Origin of the sequence: Achromobacter sp. SLBN-14, from assembly GCF_006715415.1 — a bacterium.
GTDB classification, from domain to species: domain Bacteria; phylum Pseudomonadota; class Gammaproteobacteria; order Burkholderiales; family Burkholderiaceae_B; genus Achromobacter; species Achromobacter mucicolens.
Genome location: NZ_VFNE01000001.1, coordinates 1,084,896 through 1,103,739, shown reverse-complemented (window position 1 = coordinate 1,103,739; position 18,844 = coordinate 1,084,896). Strand labels below are relative to the sequence as shown.

Below are 18,844 nucleotides of genomic sequence, written 5' to 3'. Positions count from 1 at the left end.
CCTAGTCTTGCGATCCTGCTTCCCCAGCCGGAGGCAGCACATAACAACGACTAGCTGGAGATAACCCTCATGCTTCTGACCCTGCTTGGCTTCGGCATGGTGATCACGTTCATGACGCTGATCATGACCAAGCGCCTTTCGCCGCTGGTCGCCCTCATCCTTGTCCCCATTATCTTTGCGCTGCTGGGCGGCTTTGGCGGCGGCATCGACAAGATGATGCTGGACGGCATCCGCAAGATCGCGCCGACCGGCGTGATGCTGATGTTCGCCATCCTGTACTTCGGCGTGATGATCGACGCGGGCCTGTTCGACCCCATCGTCGGCCGCATCCTGCGCGCGGTGAAGGGTGACCCCCTCAAGATCGTGGTGGGCACGACCGTGCTGGCGCTGGTGATCTCGCTGGACGGGGACGGGTCGACCACCTACATGATCGTGGTGGCGTCGATGCTGCCGCTGTACCGGCGCCTGAAGATGAACGCGCTGTCCATGACCTGCCTGGCGATGCTGGCAAGCGGCGTCATGAACCTGACGCCGTGGGGCGGCCCGACCGCGCGGGCGGCCAGCGCCCTGCATGTGGACGCGGGCGACATCTTCGTGCCGCTGGTGCCGGTGATGGGCGTGGCGATCGTGGCGATCCTGATCCTGGCGTTCTTCCTGGGCCTGCGCGAGCGCCGCCGCCTCGGTGTGCTGTCGCTGCCCGATGGCGCGTCCCTGCACGCCGGTTACGACGAGGACGGCCCCAAGAACCTGCCCGAGATCGAAGTGGATCACGACCTGCGCCGTCCGAAGCTGCTGTGGGTAAACGCGGGCCTGACGCTGGCGCTGATGGTGAGCCTGGTGCTGGGCGTGCTGCCGCTGCCCGTGCTGTTCATGATTGCGTTCGCGGTTGCGCTCATCATCAACTACCCGAACCTGGCCGAGCAGCGCCGCCGGGTGGCGCAGCATGCCGGCAACGTGCTGTCGGTGGTGTCGCTGATCTTCGCGGCGGGCATCTTCACCGGCATCCTGTCGGGCACTGGCATGGTCGAAGCCATGTCGCGGAGCCTGCTCGCCGTGATTCCCGACGCGCTGGGACCGTACCTGGCGGGCATCACCGCGCTGGTCAGCCTGCCGTTCACGTTCTTCATGTCCAACGACGCTTTCTACTTCGGCGTGCTGCCCATCCTGAGCGAAGCGGCGCAGGGCTACGGCATCTCGCCCGTGGAAATGGCGCGCGCCTCGCTGATCGGCCAGCCCGTCCACCTGCTCAGCCCGCTCGTGCCGTCGACCTACCTGCTCGTCGGCCTGGCCGGGGTGGAATTCGGCGATCACCAGCGCTATTCGCTGAAGTGGGCCACGATGGTCTGCCTGGTGATGCTGGCGGCCGCGCTGGCGTTCGGCCTGTTTCCGCTGGTCGGCGCCGCCGCCTGATTCCCGCGGCGCCTGCCGCACGACATTCAAAGGAAGCACCATGGCTTTGCGCATTGCCTACGTCACCAGCGGCATGGGCCATACCGGCACCGCGATCTGCCAGGCGCTGCACCGCGCCGGCCATCGCGTGGTGGCCGGCTGCGGTCCGCGCTCATCCCGCAAGGACCACTGGCTGAAGGAACAGAAGTCGCTGGGCTACGACTTCATCGCCTCGGAAGGCGACGCCACCGACTGGGCCTCGACCGAGGCCGCGTTCGCCAAGGTCCGGCGCGAGGTCGGCGAGATCGACGTGCTGGTCAACAACGCCGGGTCCATGCTGGACATGCGCTTTCGGCAGATGGGCCACGCCGACTGGTCGGCCGTCTTGCGCAGCAATCTGGACACGCTCTTTAACAGCACCAAGCAGGTCGTCGACAGTATGGCGGACCGAGGCTGGGGGCGGATCATCAACATCGGATCGGTGGCGGCCGAAAAAGGCCAGATCGGCCAGATCAACTACGCGACCGCCAAGGGCGCCGTCATCGGTTTCACCCGTTCGCTCGCACAGGAAGTCGCGGCGCGCGGCGTGACGGTGAACCTGGTGTCGCCGGGTTTCATCGCCGACGACACCGTCCGCGCCTTCCCGCCCGCGCTGCTGGACCGCATCGTCGAAAGCGTGCCGGTCGGCAGGCTGGGCACCGCGCAGGATCTGGCCGGGCTGTGCGCGTGGCTGGCCTCGGACGAGGCGGCGTTCGTCACCGGCGCCAACTACGCCATCAATGGCGGCGTGTACATGAGCTGATTCCCAGTCCCGCAGTTCGCCAGCCCCGCAGTTCACCAGCCCCTCAGTTCGCCAGTTTCACCGCGCCGCTGTCGATCAGGGCCTTCCACTTGGCGTTGTCCGCCTGGATGAACTTCAGCAGGTCTTCCCGCGAGCCGCCGCCGGCCAGCATGCCGGCGTTGTCGACCGCCGCCTTGAACGTGGGCGTGGCGACCGCGGCGCGCAGTGCTGCGTTGATGGGTTCTAGCTGTTCGCTCGTGATGGCATTGCTGGCCGCCACTGAAAACCATTGCGTCGCGGCGTAGCCCTTGAAGCCCGATTCCTCCACCGTGGGCACGTCGGGCAGGCTGTCCAGGCGATAGGGCGTCGTCACGGCGTAAGCCTTCAGTGCGCCGGACTTAATCTGCGGCATGACCGGCGCGGAGCCCAGGATGGCCAGCGGAATCTGTCCGCCGGCAACGTCCGCCACCGCCTGGCCGCCGCCCTTGTACGGCACATGCACGATGCGGGTGCCGGCGTATTGATTCAGCAATTCGCCCGCCAGGTTCTGCGAGGTGCCGTTGCCCGAGCTGCCATAGCTCCAGGCTTCGGGCTGGCGCCGGGCATCGGCCAGCACGTCCTGCAGGCTGTTCTTGGCGTTGCGGGCGGGGCCGACGATGACCATGGGGCCTTGCGCCATCAGCATCACGGGGGCCAGCTCGCGGCCGATGTCGGGTTGCGGCGTCGGGTAGATGAGCGGGCCCGGCACGGTGATCAGATAGCCGTCGGCGGCCTTGCTGCGCGCAACCAGCTGAAGCGCGATCGCCCCCGAGGCGCCGGGACGGTTCTCCACGATGACGTTCAGGCCGGTCTGGCGCGCCAGCTCCTGCGCCGCGATGTGGGTCAGCACGTCCGCTGTGCCGCCGGGCACGAAGCCCACCACCCACGTGATCTGTTTGGCCGGCCATTGAGAATTACTGTCGGCCGCCGTGGCGGCCGCGGCGGGCAGGGCGATGCTCAGCAGCATCGCGCAGCCTTGGATAGCGAATTTCATGTTTTCCCCTTGATTTCTGCTATCGGTGATTCGTCTTGCGCTCAGCCGGGATCCCGCTTGCCGGGCGGCGTGTTCGGATGTTCGGCGCACGACTGGTTGAACGCCTGCACCATTTTCAGGATGGGGCCGAGCACCCACGTATTGAAGATGAGAATGTCGCTTTCCTCCTTGGGGTCCTGGATCAGATTGAACAGATATGGGGATTCCAGTTTGCCCTTGCCCTCGTTGACCTCGGGCTCCCAGTAGAAGTGCAGCTTCCAGTCGCGCCATTTCACGGCGCGCAGGTCGCCCTTGATGTAGAACAGGAATCCTTCGCGCAGGGATTTCGGGCTGGCGCCGGTAAAGAAGTCGGTCTGGTCGATGCCGTCGATGGGCCGGTCCTGCGGAATGCCGGCGCCGCCGATGCGGGACAGCGTGGTGTACAGATCGGTCACGTGGACCATCTCGTTGGACACCTGGCCCGGCTGCACGCGGCCGGGCCAGCGGATGATGAAGGGCACGCGCAGGCTGCCTTCCATGGCGGTATGGTAGGTGCCGCTCCAGGGGCCCGCGGTGCCGCGGTACGGCTTGCGGTATTCAGGACCGTTGTCGCTGCAGAAGATGAACACGGTGTCCTCGCGCAGGTTCAGCGCGTCCACGGCCTGCACGATCTGGCCGACGCGATGGTCCATTTCGACCATCGAGTCCGCAAAGTCGCCCGCGCCCGTGCGCCCGGCAAAGTCGGGGTGCGGCAGGGTGGGAAAGTGCAGATGCACCAGCGGCAGATACAGGAAGAACGGGCGCGCCGCCTCGGCGTGCTTGCGCATGAAACCGATTGACCGGTCCACCAGTTCGGCGTCGATGCCGCGCCGCGAATCCAGATCGTAGACCTTGACGTTCTCCGACGGCCCGCCGGCTTCGCCTTGCATGATGTGCGGAATGTCCGCCACCGAGGGATCGAAGCCGATCGACGACGTGAACTGGCTTTCGTCGGTGGTGCGAGGGATGCCGTACCACTCGTCAAAGCCGCGGTCGCTGGGATAGCGGCCGGGGATGTCGCCCAGATGCCATTTGCCGAAATGCGCGGTGGCGTAGCCCTGGCCCGACAGTTGTTGCGCCAGCGTGATCTCGTCGCGCGTAAGTCCTTGCGGCAGGCCGGGCGGCACGGATTGCAGGCAGCCCGTGCGGATGGGGTGACGGCCGCTCATCAGCGCCGAGCGCGTGGGCACGCAGTCGCTTTCGACGTTGAAGTTCTGCAGCAGCAGGCCCTCGGCGGCCAGGCGGTCGATGTTCGGGGTGGGTGCGCCGCGCAGGGCGCCGCCGCCGTAGCAGCCAAGTTCGCCCCATCCCAGGTTGTCGGCCACGATCAAGACGATGTTCGGCTTGTGTTCCATTGTGCTCTCGCCTCGGTGAATGCTCGGGTTGATCCCAGGATTCTAGGAGGGCAGGGTGGCCGTTATATTCCCGAAAGTACGTAAATGAATGAACTTTGGTTATGAATCTGTCGTTGCGGGATATCGAGTACTTCCTGGCCGCCGTCGAGTACGGCAACCTGGAACGCGCCGCGGCGTCGTTTGGCGTCAGCCAGCCGGCGCTGTCGAAGTCGCTGCAGCGGCTGGAAGCGGATACGGGTCTTGCGTTGCTGGACCGCAGTGGCCGTGGGCTGCGCCTGACGTCGGCCGGACTGGTGTTTCTGGACCATGCCAAGCGGCTCTGGGCCGAATACCTGGACGCCATGCGTCACGCGGCGGAATTGCGCGTGGGGCAGGCGGGATTGCTGCGCGTCGGGGTGACGGGCGCCACCATCGACAGCGTGGCGATGCCCGCGATGCGGCACCTGCTGCCGCGCCGGCCGGCGCTGCGGGTGCAATTGACGCAGGGGTTATCCGATGACCTGAACGAGCAGGTCGCCAGCGGCAAGCTGGACCTGGCGGTGACGCCCATCTATGCGGACGTGCCTTCGACCCTGCACCATGAACCGATCATGGAAGACCGGCTGTGCGTGGCGGCCAGCCGTCATCATCCGCTGGCCGCGCGCCGCAAGTTGGCGTTGCGCGATCTGGCGGACCTGCGGTGGATTCTTCCCAAGCCTTCCTCGATTGCCCGCAAGGCCCTGGATTCGCGGTACGCGGAAAGCAACCTGCCATTGCCCGCCGCGGCGCTGGAAGTCGAGCACTTTTCCAAGGGCACGCTGGCGTTGCTGGCGCAGACGGACCTGCTGGCGCTGCTGCCGCAAAGCGCGCTGGAGGCTGAGGCGGACGTCGTCGCGCTGCCGGTGGCGCTGGGCCGGCCGTTGCCGCGCGCCATTGCGCTGATTTCGCGGCAGGGGACCGCCTGGTCGCCGTTGATGCACGAGTTCCGGCGCGCCATCCTGGATTGCGCAGCGGGCATGGGTTAAGCGCGGCGAACGGGGCGCAATGGCGGGTTTCGGCTATGCCACAATGGTCCGCTTTCAAGTCATCAGGAGCGGGGTTCATGGCTGGAATGTCATTGCGGGTTGCGGCGGGCGTGGGGCTGATGTCGTTGGCGGCGCTTGCCGCGTGCGGCAAGAAAGAGGCCTATCCGCCCGAGGTCCAGCGCGAGACCTATAGCTCGTGCGTCGCGGGCTTCAAGTCCCGGGTCCAGGCCTCGCCGGAAGTGGACGCGAAGGCCGCCAGTTATTGCAATTGCATGGTCGACGGCTTGCAGAAATCCGTGCCGTACGAGGAATTCAAGCAGCTGGACCAGCTGCTGGCGACCAAAAGCGCAACGCCGGACAGCGAAAGGCTGAGCAAGAGCGTGACCGAGGTGGTCAATGCCTGCTTGAAGCGCGAGATGCCCAAGGGCTGACGTCCGCTGCCGCGGACGGGCTCGGTCCGCCGCGCCCGAGGGATCCTATGGTTTTTCAGGCCGGTGCGACATGTGCTCAGCGAAACACCGACCAGGCCAGTGTCGCGGAAAACACGCCCAGCACGATCGACGCGCCGCGCTGCATTTTTGCCGGATCGATCCACTTCATCCGTTCGCCGCCCAGCATCGCGCCAAACAGCACCCAGGCCAGGCCGATGGGCACCAGCAACAGCGCAAAGACGCCCATCGCCGTCAGATACGCCGCCAAGTGCTGGAAGGCCAGCGCGGGGAAGATGGCGCTGGCGAACAGAATGCCCTTCGGGTTGAGCAACGTGGCAACGAACAGCGTGCGCATGCCGATCACTTGCTGGGCCGCGCAAGGCACGGCGCTGGCCGCGCGCCACATGCGCCACGCGAGCCAGGCGATGTACAGGCTGCTGGTGGCCCGGACCACGCCCGGCAACCAGGGCAGCACCTGCGCCGCTTCACCGAGAAAGCGGCCCCACACCGTGATTGAAATCAGGTAGCCCGCAAGCTCGGCCAGCGTCAGCGGCGCGGACTGGCGAAAGCCCTGGCGCAGGCCGGCGGCGGCAAGCAGCGTATTGGTCGGGCCCGGCATGGCGAGAATGACGGCGACGCCCGCGACAAATAGGCTGGCGGTCGAGGCTGTGAACATGATTCGGGTGGGGGATGACGGGGAAGGGCCGTCTTGTAGCACGGCCCTGTTACCGCATGCAATTGTCTTTCACGCGCCAGCGCGAGGGCGCGTCGAACCCCGTCACGTCGTCCTGCATCAGCGGACTGGCGAGCATGTCCGGCTAGCGTGCGAATTTCATCGACACATCCGTGTGCGTGCCCCGGTCCAGATCTGCGCCCAGCGGCCTGTCCCATGCGGGCAGGACCTGCAGTTCCTGGCTGACTTCCCCGGCCTCGATGCGCCGCGCGATGTCGTCAAGCAATTGCGTGCGCGTGGCGAACCCCCTGCCTTGCAGGTCCCGGGCAAAGAGCCGGTATCGGAGATTGGGTTCGGCGCCTTTCATCACGCCCAGATCCAGGATTTGGCCTTGTTCGTTGCGCAACAGCAGATGGCCGGGGCGTGCATAGATGCGGTAGATCCGCCAGGGCGATGAAATCGCGGCGTGGCGCGGATGCGGATCGCGTCCCGATGCGGCAGGGCCCCGGGACGGGGCCGGCGCTGGGGGAAGGCGCTTCACGCACGCTTTGGCGAATCGGGCGATGGACCTGCCGATCAGGCTCACGTGGCGTCAGCGGTCAACGCGGCGAATAGGCCTGGGCGGGGGATAGGCGGGACGTTCTGGCGATGGTTGATCACGGCTTGCTCCTCATGGCGATACGGCGAGGCAACGCGCGTTTCAAGCACCACGCGGCCAGCATACGCGCTTTTCGCGGCCGTCCCGTGGATTGAGTTGATTGGTTACGCAATAAGCACAAAGCGCGTTGACTTCCCCCGGCCCGGCACCCATAGTGGTTCAGAAGCTTTTCGAGCATCGTGATTTTCGTCCGGTCTTGCACCCTTTGCGGGGCGCCTCATTGTTCGCGATCCTTTCCTTGACAGGCCTCGCTACGCGGCCTGTCCGCATTTAAAGGAAAGCGTCAATGGAAACCGGAATTGTGAAGTGGTTCAACGATGCCAAGGGATTTGGCTTCATCATGCCCGAGAACGGCGGCAAGGATTTGTTTGCGCACTTCTCGGAGATCGTCAGCGACGGACACAAAGTGCTCGTGGAAAACCAGCGGGTCAGCTATGTGACCGCGCAAGGCGCCAAGGGCCCTCACGCGACGCAGATCCGCGCGCTGTGAGTGGCGGGCCGCAAGGCTTGCCGCCAAACATTGGAGGTCCCATGTATCAGAACAATATGGTCTACAAGGGCTATCGGCTTTCCGCCAGCGTCTCCCGGGTTTCCGTCGGGAACGCGCATCGGCCAGCCTTCACCGCTACCGTGGCAGTGGAACTGGCGGGTGATCAGGACCGGCTTGGCGAGCCCCATGCCGTGCCGCTTTTCGTTGCCGGCGGGTTTGTTGCCACGCCCGGAATGGCGGTCGACGCCGCAATCACCCACGGTCGTCTGGTGGTCGATTCGCACGCCCGGATTGCGTGATTGCGCCCAACGCGGCAATCTCGCGGCGCCACGCTTCAGCCCTTTAACCCCAGCCGCCGCGCCAGCTTGTGCAGGTTGCTGGGGTCCACATCCAGCGCGCGCGCGGCGACGGCCCAATTGCCGTCGTGGGCGTCCAGCGCCCGGCGAATGACCTGCCGCTGACAGGCGTCCACCGCGTCGCGTAGCGACTGTGCCGGCGCATCCGGAGCAGGTGTGTCATCCGCATCGTCTTCCAGCGCACCCGGCATGTCGCCGTCGGACAGGTCCAGCAGCTTGGCGCCCAGCGTGACGATTTCGTTGCGGCTGGCGCCGTGGCTGACCGCCTTGATGGCCGCCCGGCTGATGACGTGTTCAAGTTCGCGCACGTTGCCGGGCCAGCGGTAGCGGCGCATCATCTCCTCGGCCTCCGGCGACAGCCGCAGGCTGCGCAGCCCAAGTCGCGCGCGGTTCAGTTCCAGGTAGCGGCCGGCCAGCAGCAGGATGTCGTTGCCGCGGTCGCGCAGGGGCGGGATGGGAATCGGATAGACCGACAGGCGGTGGTAGAGGTCGGCGCGGAAATCGCCCGCGCGCACCAGGTCGCGCAGGCTGCGGTTGGTGGCCGCCACGATGCGCACGTCAACCGTCCGCGGACGGTCGTCGCCCAGGCGCTGGATCTCGCCGTTCTGCAGGGTGCGCAGCAGCTTGGCCTGCACCAGCAGCGGCAGTTCGCCGACTTCATCCAGGAACAGCGTGCCGCCGTTGGCGGCTTCAAAGCGGCCGGGCCGGTCGGCCACCGCGCCGGAAAACGCGCCCTTCGCGTGGCCGAACAATTCGCTTTCGGCCAGGGACTCGGGCAGCGCGGCGCAGTTCACGTGCACCAGCGGCCGGTCGCGGCGGCGCGACAGCCCGTGCACCCGGCGCGCAAACAATTCCTTGCCCACGCCGGTTTCGCCCAGCAGCAGAATCGGCAATTCCGAATCGGCCACGACTTCGATCTCGTGCAGCAGGCGGGCAATGGACTCGCTCTGGCCCAGGATCTCGCTGGCGGCGGGTGCGGCGCTGTCCGCCGGCGCCTGCCCGCGAGCCACGCGCAGGGCGCGGATCTCGGCTTCCAGGCGGGTGGTGCGCAGCGCGGCTTCGAGCAGCACGATGTAGTCGCGCAGATCGGCCTGCGCCTCCATGTCGAACGTGCCGACCTCCAGCGCGTCCAGCGTCAGCACACCCCAGGTCTTGCCCTCGATGTGCAGGCTGGTGCCCATGCAGTCGTGCACGGGCAGCGGTTCGCCGGCCATGCCGTTGATGAGTCCGTCGTAGGGATCGGGCAGGGTGCTGTCGTGGTGAAAGCAGGTGACGCCGCGCCGCGCCAGGATGGCCGCCAGCCGCGGATGCTGCTGCACGGCGAAGCGGCGGCCCAGGGCGTCCTGCGTCAGGCCGTCCACCGCGATGGGACGCAGGTGATCTTCTTCGAGCTGCAGCAGCGCGACGGCGCCGCAGCGGAAATGCGTTCGAAGGCTGGAGACCAGACGCTGTAGACGAATGGCGGGTGGCAGGTCGGCGACCAGGTCGGCAAGCAGGAGATTTTGCATGGGTGAATTCTACCGTTGCAAGGTGAATAAAACCCTACCGCATAAGGGTGATATCTACCCTTTAAAACGCAGGTGATTGATAAATCGCAAGTTTTTCCTGGCACGGATCTCGCAAGTAGAGAAGCACCGTCATGATCTATGGAGAGACGCGATGAGCATGGTTGAGCAATCCCTGGGCCAGTTGGCCCGCAGCATTCCCGGCGCCACGCAGGTGTTTCACGAATTCGAACTGGACTTCTGCTGTGGCGGCAAGAAAAGCCTGGCCGAGGCGGCAGCCCAGCGTTCGCTGGATCCCGCGCAGATCGAGGCGCGCCTGGTCGCCCTGGCGCAGAACCCCTCGCAGGAAACGGACTGGGGGCTCGCTTCGCCGGCCGAGCTGGTCGATCACATTTTGGCGCGTTACCACGAGGTCCACCGTCAGCAATTGCCCGAGCTCATCCGCCTGGCCTTGAAGGTGGAACAGGTCCACGCCGACAGCCCGGACTGCCCGGCGGGCCTGGCCGACCACCTGCGCGCCATGCAGCAGGAACTGGAAAGCCACATGCAGAAAGAGGAACAGGTGCTGTTCCCGATGCTGGCGCGCGGCCACGGCGCCATGGCCACCATGCCGATCATGGTCATGCGCACGGAACACGACGACCACGGCGTGGCGCTCGAACGCCTGATGGCGCTGACCAACAACGTGACCTTGCCGCGTGCGGCCTGCAATACCTGGCGCGCGCTTTACCTGGGCATTCGCCAGTTCAAGGAAGACCTGATGGCGCACATCCACCTGGAAAACAACATCCTCTTCGAAAACGCAGGCGCACGCGCGCCGGCCTGACGGCGCGCGCGGCAAGGAAGGGCGGGGCCTGCCGGCCCCGCGGCATCATCAGGGAAGGTCCGTATGAACATCGACAAATTCAAGCAGCAGCACGTGGATATCCTGGAAGGCATCGCGTCGCTGCGCAAGCTGGCCCTGGCCGGCGTGGCGCGCAACGCGGCCGAGATCGCCCGGGGCATCGTCGCCATGAGCGCCACCATCAAACTGCATCTGGCGGTCGAGGACCGCGCGCTGTATCCCGCAGTGGCGCGCAGCGCGGACGCCGACCTGGCGCGAAAGGGACGCGAATTCCAGGAAGAGATGGACGCCATCGCCGCCGCCTACGAAGGCTTCGCCAAGCGCTGGAACAATGCCCGCAGCCTGGAACTGGACGAGCGGGGTTTTCGCGACGACGCCAACACCGTGCTGCGCCGTGTGCACGAGCGCATGCAGCGCGAAAACCGCGATCTCTATCCCCGCATCGAGGCGATGTAGCGCCAGACCCGCCAGACGCTTCTGACGCGGCGGTGCGCACGGCGCGCAACCCGCCCCGATCCGGACACAAACGGAATGAAAACCGACAGCTCGGTTGCATGAATCCGCCGGCCGCCGCCTGTACACTCGGAGCACCTTACTAGGCGCCTGGGGATCTTGATGGCCGGAAGCAGCTTTTTCGCGTTGTTCGACGATATCGCCACCATCCTGGATGACGTTTCCGTCATGACGAAGGTGGCCGCCAAGAAGACGGCGGGCGTGCTGGGCGACGACCTGGCGCTCAACGCCCAGCAGGTCAGCGGCGTGCCCGTCAACCGCGAGCTTCCCGTCGTCTGGGCGGTGGCCAAGGGTTCCTTCATCAACAAGCTGATCCTGGTGCCTGCGGCGCTGCTCATCAGCGCCTTCGCACCCTGGGCGATCACGCCGCTCCTGATGTTGGGCGGCGCCTTTCTTTGCTACGAAGGCGTCGAGAAGCTGGCGCACAAGTTCCTGTCGCACGGCGAATCGCCCGAGGGACATCACGCCGCGCGCGCCGAGGCGCTGCAGAACCAGTCGGTCGACATGGTGGCGTTCGAGAAGACCAAGATCAAAGGCGCGGTGCGCACCGACTTCATCCTGTCGGCGGAAATCATCGTCATCAGCCTGGGCGCGGTGGCGGGCGCCGACTTCACACGGCAGGTCGCGGTGCTGTCCATCATTGCCATTGCGATGACGGTGGGCGTCTACGGCCTGGTCGCGGGCATCGTCAAGCTCGATGACCTGGGCTTGCACCTGAGCCAGAAATCGTCGCGCGCGGTGGCCTGGCTGGGCGAGCGGATCGTGGGCGCGGCGCCTTACCTGATGAAGACCCTGTCCGTGGTGGGCACGGCCGCCATGTTCATGGTCGGCGGCGCCATCCTGACCCACGGCATCCCGCCCGTGCATGCGGCCATCGAACACGCCGCCGCCGCGGTGGGCGGGGGCGGCGTCGTGCACGCGCTGGTGTCCACGTTGCTCAATGCCCTGTTCGGCATCGTCGCCGGCGCGGTCGTGCTGGGCGCGGTGAGTCTGGTCAAGCGCCTTTTCAAGAAAGGCTGATGCGCCAGCCCGTCCTGGCGCGCCACGAAGACCGGCGCGCGGGATCGCTACCTTTGCGGTGCGGCGGCGACCGGCGACCCCATTGCCTGGAACAGCGCCGCCGTTTCCGTCATGCGGCTGTTGGCGTATTCCAGTTCGCGCAGGCGCGCAGCGACGTAATGCTGTTCGGCGGCGTATTGGGTGTAAGGCGCCAGCGCGCCCAACTTGACCCGGCTGGCCGTGTTCCGATAGGACTGTTCGGCCGCGCGCCGCGAGGCTTCCGCCGACGCCAGCGCCTGTCCGCCCGCATCCAGGCGCGAGAGCGTGTCGGCCACATCACGAAACGCGGTCAGCACGGTCTGCTTGTATTGCAGGACGGCGGCCTCGTACCGTTCTTTCGCGGCGCTGCGTTCGGCCAGCAATTGCCCGCCATGGAAGATCGGCTGCGTCAGCGACGCGCCGATGGCCCAGATCGAACCGCCAGCTGACAAGGCGTCGGCCCAAGAAAACCCGCCCTTGCCCATGGACGCCGACAGCGACAGGCTGGGAAACATCTGCGCGGTGGCCAGGCCCACGTCGGCCGCGGCGGCCTCGAGCGCCGCCTCGGCGACCCGGATGTCCGGCCGCGAGGCCAGCAGTTCCGACGGCACCACCACGGGCACCGCCTCGGGCACGGCCAGCGTGTCGAAGGCCAGGTCGGGGGGCGCCTGGTCCGGACTGCGGCCCAGCAGCACGGCCAGCGCGTGACGCGTGGCATGCCACTGCGCGCGCAGGCCGGGCAACGACGCCTCCAGCGTGGCGGCGTCCTGGTCGGCGGCCAGCGCATCGTTCTGCGAGGCAGAGCCGTATTCATAGCGGCGTTGCGTGTCATGCGCCACCTGCCGCAGCAGCACCGCCTGCTTTTCCGTCAGCGCCACGCGTTCGGCCAGCGCGGCCGAGGTGATCGCACCGGTGACGATGTTGGCCGCGAGCGAGCGCCGGGCAGCTTCAAGCTGATAGGCCTGCTGCGCGACCTGCGCCGCCAGCGAGGTGTTGGCAAAGCGCGCCGCGCCAAAGAGGTCCAGGTTGTAGCTGGCCTGCACCTGTCCCGTGAAGACGTTAAAGAGCGCCGTGGGTTCGGGCAGTTCGGGCATCGTCAGCGCGCGGTTGCGCGTGGCGCTGGCGCCCGCGTCCACCGAAGGCAGCAGCGAGGAATTGACCTGCCCGCGCAATTGCTCGCGCGCGCCGGCCAGGTTGCGTTCGGCGGCGGCCAGGTCGGGGCTGTTGGCCAGGCCTTCCTCGACGAGTGCATTCAGCGCCTCGGAGCCGTAGCGCTTCCACCACTGCGGCACGGGGTGCGCGCCGCGTTCGAAGCGCTGCGCCACGCCCTGCGCGGTGGCGCCCGCGGGGGGCGCGGCCTCGACGCCATATTGCGCGGGTTGCGCCATGGCGGGCGGCTTGCTGTCCGGCGCGAAGGCGCAGCCGCCCAGTGCCAGCATCAGCGGCAGCGCCGCAAACCGAACGCGTTGGAAAGTGAAGGGGATGCGCATGGTCAGGCTCCTCGTTCCACCGTGTCGCCCGCGTTGGCGCCGGGCGGCACGCCTTCCGGCTCGTCGCGTTCGTCGTGCTTCACGCGGAACCACGCCGCATACAGGGCGGGCAGGAAGAACAGCGTCAGCACCGTGGCGATGGTGATGCCGCCCATCAGGGCTGTCGCCATCGGGCCGAAGAAATTGCTGCGCAGCAGCGGGATCAGCGCCAGCACGGCGGCGGCAGCGGTCAGCGTAATCGGCCGGAAACGCCGCACCGTGGCGCCGACAATGGCATCCACGCGCTTGTGGCCCGCGCGGATGTCCTGCTCGATCTGGTCCACCAGGATGACCGAGTTGCGCATGATGATGCCGAACATGGCGATCACGCCCAGCATCGCGACAAAGCCGAAAGGCTTGCCAAACAGCAGCAGGGCGGCCACGACGCCGATCAGTCCCAGCGGCGCGGTCAGCACCACCATCAGCACCCGGGAAAAGCTTTGCAACTGCACCATCAGCAGCGTCAGCACGGCCACCGCCATCAGGGGCATCTGCGCGTTGATGGACGTCTGGCCCTTGGCGCTTTCCTCCACGGGCCCGCCGACTTCGATGCGAAAGCCCACGGGCAGCTCGGCACGCAGGGCGTCCAGCTTCCTGTCGATGGCGTGCGTGACGTCAATGCCTTGCGCATCGCCCGTCACGTCGGCCTGGACAGTGATCGTGGGCTGGCGGTCTCGCTCCCAGATGACGCCGTACTCGAGGTCGTAGCGGACCTGGCCGATACTGCCCAGAGGCACGGGGCCGTTTGCCGTGGGCATGGACAGCGTGGCAAGGCGGGCCGGGTCGACCCGTTCTTCGCGCGGGGCGCGCAGGGTGACGTTGATGAGCTTGTCGCGCTCGCGGTACTGCGTCACGGTGTAGCCCGAGAGCGTCATCGCCAGGAAGCTGGAGATGTCGCTGGAAGTGATGCCCAGTTCACGCGCCTTCTGCTGGTTGACCTCGAAGCGCACCGATCTTTCCGAAGGCTCGTCCCAGTCGAACTGCACGTTGGCCGACCGCTTGTCGGCGCGCACCTCGGCCGCCACCTTTTCGGCCACCGCCCGCACCTCGGGGATCTTGTCGCCACTGACGCGGAACTGCACCTGGTAGCCGACCGGCGGCCCGTTCTCAAGGCGCGACAGGCGGCTGCGGATCGCGGGGAAGTCGCTGCGCAGCATCGGCGCCATCCACTGCGCGAGCTTTTCGCGGTCTTCCACCGAATGCGTGGTGATGACGAGCTGGGCGAAGTTGGGCGTGGCAAGCTGCTGGTCCAGCGGCAGGTAGAAGCGCGGCGCGCCGGTACCCACGAAGCTGACCGAATGCGCGATCTCGGGCCGGCCCTCCAGCGCTTTTTCCAGACGCTCGACCTGGCGCAGCGTTGCGGCAAAGGACGCGCCTTCCTGCAAACGCACGTCCACCAGCAGTTCGCTGCGGTCGGAGCTGGGAAAGAACTGCTGCGGCACGAACCTGAAGCCCGCCATCGCCACGGCAAACACCAGCACGGTGCCGGCCAGCACCAGATAACGCCGATCCACGCACCACGCCACCCAGCCGCGCAGGCGCTGGTAAAAGCGGGTGTTGTAGATGTCGTGCTCGTGGTCGTGCGGCAGATGCGCCTCGCGCTTGCGCTCGGGCAGGAGGCGGTAGCCCAGCAGCGGAATCAGCACCACGGCCGCGAACCACGAGGTGATGAGCGCAATGGCCGACACCTGGAAGATCGAGCGCGTGTATTCGCCGGTGCTGGACTTGGCCAGCGCGATGGGCAGAAATCCCGCCACGGTGACGAGCGTGCCGGTCAGCATGGGAAAGGCGGTGCTGGTGTAGGCGAACGCGGCGGCGCGTGTCCGGTTCCAGCCCTGTTCCAGCTTCACCGCCATCATCTCGACCGCGATGATGGCGTCGTCCACCAGGAGGCCCAGCGCCAGCACCAGCGTGCCCAGCGACACCTTGTGCAGGCCGATGCCGAACATCTCCATGAACAGCGCCGTGATGGCCAGCACCACAGGGATGGAGATCACCACCACCATGCCCGTGCGCAACCCCAGGGACACCAGGCTCACCGCCAGCACGATCGCCACGGCTTCGGCCACGGAACGCAGGAATTCGTCGACGGACTCCGACACCGCCGTCGGCATGCTGGACACTTCCGTCAGCGCGAGGCCCGCGGGCAGCTCGGCCTGCAGTTCCTTGAATTTGGCGTCCAGCGATTTGCCCAGGCGCACCACGTCGTGGCCCGGCTGCATGGTGATCCCGATGCCCAGCACGGTTTCGCCCTGGAACCGCACCTGCTGCGCCGGGGGATCGTCGTAGCCGCGGTGCAGGGTGGCGATGTCGCCCAGCCGGACGGACTTGCCGTTCACGCGGATCAGCGTGTCCGCCAGGGCGCGGCTATTCGGGAACTGGCCCGTGGGCCGCACGAAGATGCGGTCGTCCGCCGTGGTCAGCGTGCCCGCGCCCTGCACGGCGTTCTGGCTGTTGATTGCCTCGGCGATCTCCTGCGGCGACACACCCAGCCGGGTGAGCTGCGTGTTCGGGATCTCGAGGTAGATGTGTTCGGGCTGATCCCCGAAATAGTCCACCTTGGCCACGCCCGGCACGCGCAAAAGCACGGTGCGCAGCTTGTCGGCATAGTCGCGCAACTGCGCGGGCGAGAAGCCGTCGCCTTGCAGCGTGTAGATGTTGGTGTAGACGTCGCCGAACTCGTCATTGAAGAACGGACCCTGCACGCCCTGCGGCAGCGTGGCCCGCATGTCGCCCACCTTCTTGCGCACCTGATACCACTGGTCGGCCACGGTGCTGGCCGGCGCCGAATCCTTCATCGTGTAGAAGATCAGGGATTCGCCGGGCCGCGAGTAGCTGCGCAGGAAGTCGGTGTTGGCGGTCTCCTGGAGTTTCTTGGCGATGCGGTCGGTGACTTGCTCCTGGACCTGCTGCGCCGTGGCGCCCGGCCACATGGTCTGGATGACCATGACGCGGAAGGTGAAGGGCGGGTCTTCGGACTGCGCCAGCCGCGAATACGACAGCACGCCGAACAGCGTGACGAGCGTGATGATGAAGATCACCAGCGGCTGATGCCGCAGCGCCCAGGCCGACAGGTTGAACCGGCCTTCCTCGTGGCGATGGGCGTCTTGGTCAGCCTGCTGGCCGGGGTCCTGGCCGGGGGCGCTCATGACGCGAAATCCTCGGGATGCAGCGGCGGCACCGGGCGTACCTTTTCGCCGGCCGACACGGTGTGCACGCCTTGCCACACCACGCGCTCGCCCGCCGCCAACCCTTGCGACAGCGTGACGGTGCGCGCGTCGTAGCGCAGCACCTGCACGCGGCGCAGTTCCAGCGTGTCGGCCTCGGGTTTGACGATCCACACCGCCGGCTCGCGGCCGTCATGGAACAGGGCCGTGGCCGGCACGGTATAGGTGGTCCGTCCGTTGGCCTGGCGGTTATCGAAACTGATGTTGGCCGTCATGCCCAGCCGGACCTCGGGCGAGGGCGATTCCAATGTGAGCTTGGCGCGGTAGGTGCGGCTTTGCGGATCGGCGGCCGGCGCGATCTCGCGCAGCACGGCCGTGAACGTCTGGCCGGGCAAGGGCCCCAGCGTGACGGTGGCGCGCTGGCCGATTTCCAGGCCCGCCAGCACGCTTTCGGGCACGTCGCACAGCGCGTCGATGTCGCCCGCCCAGGCCAACTGATAGACGGGGGTGCCGGCGGCGACGTTCTGTCCCGTGTCCGCCTGTTCGGCGGTGATGACGCCCGCGTGATCGGCGTGCAGCGTCGTGTAGTTGAGCTGGTCGGCCGCCAGCGCCGCCTCCTGCGCGGCCTGGTCCCGCTGCGCAAGGGCCGAGGCATAGGCATTACGGGTCTGCTCGAGCTGGGTGGCGGCGATCAGGTTCTCGCGCGCCTGGGCGCGATCGCGATCCAGTTGCTTGCGGGCGTAGTCCAGCTGGTGCTGGGCCGCCGACAGCGCCGCGCGCGCGGCGGCGGCATTCTTGGTGGCGTCGGCCGGGTCCAGCTTGGCCAGGACCTGGCCGGGGGACACGGTGTCGCCCAGCCGCACCTTGCGTTCCACGATCTTGCCGCCCACGCGGAACGACAGCGGCGTGCTGTAGCGCGCCTGCACCTCACCGGGAAGCGTCCAGGCCGGCAGGGCTTCGTCCGCCTGCGCGGGCATGGCGACGACGGGGCGCGGCGCGGGGGCGGGCGCTTCGTCACGGCCGCAGCCGGCCACGGCGGCGGCCATTGCGATGACAGCGGACAGGGCCAACAGGCGCGTGCCGCGGCGGGGCGAAACGGCGGGAACGATCCGTGCTGCAGCAGCAACGGCATGGCGCGCGATGGGATGCGCGCCCGGGCCAAAACAATTCACGAAACACCTCGCTGCGCGGAAATGGGGCAGGAAAGGGACGAGTCAGACTCGATACGGACTGAATTCTAATACAGTCTTGTATCTGAATACAAAGTTGAATCTGAAATGCGCGCCGGTGCTAAACTCGCGCCATGTCCAAAGTCCGCCTGACCCGAGAGCAAAGCCGAGATCAGACGCGCCAGCGCCTGCTTGACGCCGCGCAGTCGATTTTTCTGTCGAAGGGTTTCGTGGCCGCCAGCGTTGAAGACATTGCCGAGCAGGCGGGCTACACGCGCGGCGCGTTCTATTCCAATTTCAGCAGCAAGTCCGAGCTGTTCCTGCAACTGCTCAAGCGCGACCACGAAAACGTCATGGCCGACATGCGCGCCATTTTCGAAGCCGGCGAGAGCCGGTCGCAGATGGAAGCGCGCGTGCTCGACTACTACAGCAAGCACTTTCGCGAAAACGACTGTTTCCTGCTGTGGATGGAAGGCAAGCTGCAGGCGGCGCGCGATCCGGACTTCCGCGTGGGCTTTGTCGCCTGTCTGCGCGAGTTGCGCGCGGCCACCACCGAATACATCCGCCAGTTCTCGGCCCAGTTCGGCACGCCGCTGCCGCTGCCGGCCGAGCAGCTTGCGGTGGGTCTGCTGGCCCTGTCCGACGGCATGCAGTTCAGCGTTGCGTTCGATCCCCAGGCCGTCACGCCCGAGATGACCGAGGCCGTGCTGGCCGGGTTCTTTCGCCGTGTGGTGTTCGGCGACGCCAAGCCGGACTGAGGCCGCGGGACCGTCGCTGAACGGTCCGATTTCAAACTCAGGTGATTGTCAGCTTGGGTGCGCCCGTGATAGTAATACCGGCGGCGCACCGGTCGTGCTGAGGGGGCCAACGCCATGTTCCATCACCCTCGGG

General features: G+C 66.8%; 18 protein-coding genes. 10 read left to right on the top strand and 8 right to left on the bottom strand.

Annotated features, from left to right (window positions below; translation table 11 throughout):
* The first annotated feature begins 69 nt into the window (after positions 1–69).
* Together FBY20_RS05035 and FBY20_RS05030 are read left to right on the top strand one after the other, a co-directional pair.
* Positions 70–1,410 (top strand): CitMHS family transporter, encoded by a 1,341-nt coding sequence (locus FBY20_RS05035; protein ID WP_056321627.1) that lies wholly within the window; start codon positions 70–72, stop codon positions 1,408–1,410.
* A 40-nt stretch (positions 1,411–1,450) separates the two neighbouring features.
* Positions 1,451–2,191, top strand: coding sequence for an SDR family oxidoreductase (locus tag FBY20_RS05030; RefSeq protein WP_056321629.1), 741 nt, complete (start codon positions 1,451–1,453; stop codon positions 2,189–2,191).
* A gap of 43 nt (positions 2,192–2,234) precedes the next feature.
* Here the strand turns inward: FBY20_RS05030 and FBY20_RS05025 are convergent, their stop codons facing one another.
* Together FBY20_RS05025 and FBY20_RS05020 are read right to left on the bottom strand one after the other, a co-directional pair.
* Positions 2,235–3,203: a tripartite tricarboxylate transporter substrate binding protein gene (locus FBY20_RS05025; RefSeq protein ID WP_142050429.1), complete on the bottom strand. Its 969-nt coding sequence runs from the start codon at positions 3,201–3,203 to the stop codon at positions 2,235–2,237.
* A gap of 41 nt (positions 3,204–3,244) precedes the next feature.
* Complete coding sequence (locus FBY20_RS05020; RefSeq protein WP_142050426.1) at positions 3,245–4,576, bottom strand: arylsulfatase; 1,332 nt, start codon at positions 4,574–4,576, stop codon at positions 3,245–3,247.
* Positions 4,577–4,677: 101 nt separating this feature from the next.
* Here FBY20_RS05020 and FBY20_RS05015 point away from each other — a divergent pair, with 101 nt between their 5' ends.
* Together FBY20_RS05015 and FBY20_RS05010 are read left to right on the top strand one after the other, a co-directional pair.
* Positions 4,678–5,580, top strand: coding sequence for a LysR family transcriptional regulator (locus tag FBY20_RS05015; protein WP_142050423.1), 903 nt, complete (start codon positions 4,678–4,680; stop codon positions 5,578–5,580).
* 77 nt (positions 5,581–5,657) lie between these two features.
* The gene (locus FBY20_RS05010; protein WP_255452242.1) at positions 5,658–6,011 is read left to right on the top strand and encodes a hypothetical protein; all 354 of its coding nucleotides are present in this window, start codon (positions 5,658–5,660) and stop codon (positions 6,009–6,011) included.
* Between the two features lie 76 nt (positions 6,012–6,087).
* On the opposite strand, the gene FBY20_RS05005 is transcribed toward FBY20_RS05010, so the two are convergent.
* Together FBY20_RS05005 and FBY20_RS05000 are read right to left on the bottom strand one after the other, a co-directional pair.
* Positions 6,088–6,687 carry a LysE family translocator gene (locus FBY20_RS05005; RefSeq protein WP_142050420.1) on the bottom strand — a complete coding sequence of 200 codons (600 nt, stop codon included), beginning with the start codon at positions 6,685–6,687 and terminating at the stop codon, positions 6,088–6,090.
* Positions 6,688–6,829: 142 nt separating this feature from the next.
* The gene (locus tag FBY20_RS05000) at positions 6,830–7,270 is read right to left on the bottom strand and encodes a hypothetical protein (protein ID WP_056321644.1); all 441 of its coding nucleotides are present in this window, start codon (positions 7,268–7,270) and stop codon (positions 6,830–6,832) included.
* A 358-nt stretch (positions 7,271–7,628) separates the two neighbouring features.
* Between FBY20_RS05000 and FBY20_RS04995 the strand changes: the two genes are divergently transcribed.
* Complete coding sequence (locus tag FBY20_RS04995) at positions 7,629–7,832, top strand: cold-shock protein (protein ID WP_006217928.1); 204 nt, start codon at positions 7,629–7,631, stop codon at positions 7,830–7,832.
* 41 nt (positions 7,833–7,873) lie between these two features.
* Positions 7,874–8,131 carry a hypothetical protein gene (locus tag FBY20_RS04990; protein ID WP_142050417.1) on the top strand — a complete coding sequence of 86 codons (258 nt, stop codon included), beginning with the start codon at positions 7,874–7,876 and terminating at the stop codon, positions 8,129–8,131.
* A gap of 35 nt (positions 8,132–8,166) precedes the next feature.
* Here the strand turns inward: FBY20_RS04990 and norR are convergent, their stop codons facing one another.
* Positions 8,167–9,696 carry a nitric oxide reductase transcriptional regulator NorR gene (gene norR, locus FBY20_RS04985; protein WP_142050414.1) on the bottom strand — a complete coding sequence of 510 codons (1,530 nt, stop codon included), beginning with the start codon at positions 9,694–9,696 and terminating at the stop codon, positions 8,167–8,169.
* Positions 9,697–9,847: 151 nt separating this feature from the next.
* Between norR and ytfE the strand changes: the two genes are divergently transcribed.
* The 3 genes from ytfE (at position 9,848) to FBY20_RS04970 (ending at position 12,070) form a co-directional block, all read left to right on the top strand.
* The gene (ytfE, locus tag FBY20_RS04980; RefSeq protein WP_056321654.1) at positions 9,848–10,519 is read left to right on the top strand and encodes an iron-sulfur cluster repair protein YtfE; all 672 of its coding nucleotides are present in this window, start codon (positions 9,848–9,850) and stop codon (positions 10,517–10,519) included.
* A gap of 63 nt (positions 10,520–10,582) precedes the next feature.
* A complete protein-coding gene (locus FBY20_RS04975; RefSeq protein ID WP_056321657.1) occupies positions 10,583–10,993 on the top strand; it encodes a hemerythrin domain-containing protein in 411 nt (136 codons plus the stop codon).
* A 159-nt stretch (positions 10,994–11,152) separates the two neighbouring features.
* A complete protein-coding gene (locus tag FBY20_RS04970) occupies positions 11,153–12,070 on the top strand; it encodes a DUF808 domain-containing protein (protein ID WP_142050411.1) in 918 nt (305 codons plus the stop codon).
* 47 nt (positions 12,071–12,117) lie between these two features.
* On the opposite strand, the gene FBY20_RS04965 is transcribed toward FBY20_RS04970, so the two are convergent.
* Genes FBY20_RS04965 through FBY20_RS04955 form a run of 3 tightly spaced genes read right to left on the bottom strand, consistent with a single transcriptional unit; the run spans position 12,118 to position 17,956 of the window.
* A complete protein-coding gene (locus FBY20_RS04965) occupies positions 12,118–13,578 on the bottom strand; it encodes an efflux transporter outer membrane subunit (protein WP_142050408.1) in 1,461 nt (486 codons plus the stop codon).
* Between the two features lie 2 nt (positions 13,579–13,580).
* Positions 13,581–16,766, bottom strand: a complete 3,186-nt coding sequence (locus tag FBY20_RS04960; RefSeq protein ID WP_142050405.1) for an efflux RND transporter permease subunit — start codon at positions 16,764–16,766, stop codon at positions 13,581–13,583.
* On the bottom strand, positions 16,763–17,956 hold the full coding sequence (locus FBY20_RS04955; RefSeq protein ID WP_082586267.1) for an efflux RND transporter periplasmic adaptor subunit: 1,194 nt from the start codon (positions 17,954–17,956) through the stop codon (positions 16,763–16,765). Before FBY20_RS04955 ends, FBY20_RS04960 begins: the two co-directional genes overlap by 4 nt.
* A 131-nt stretch (positions 17,957–18,087) precedes the next feature.
* On the opposite strand from FBY20_RS04955, the gene FBY20_RS04950 reads away from it, so the two are divergent.
* Positions 18,088–18,711, top strand: coding sequence for a TetR/AcrR family transcriptional regulator (locus FBY20_RS04950; RefSeq protein WP_056321670.1), 624 nt, complete (start codon positions 18,088–18,090; stop codon positions 18,709–18,711).
* Positions 18,712–18,844: the final 133 nt, after the last annotated feature.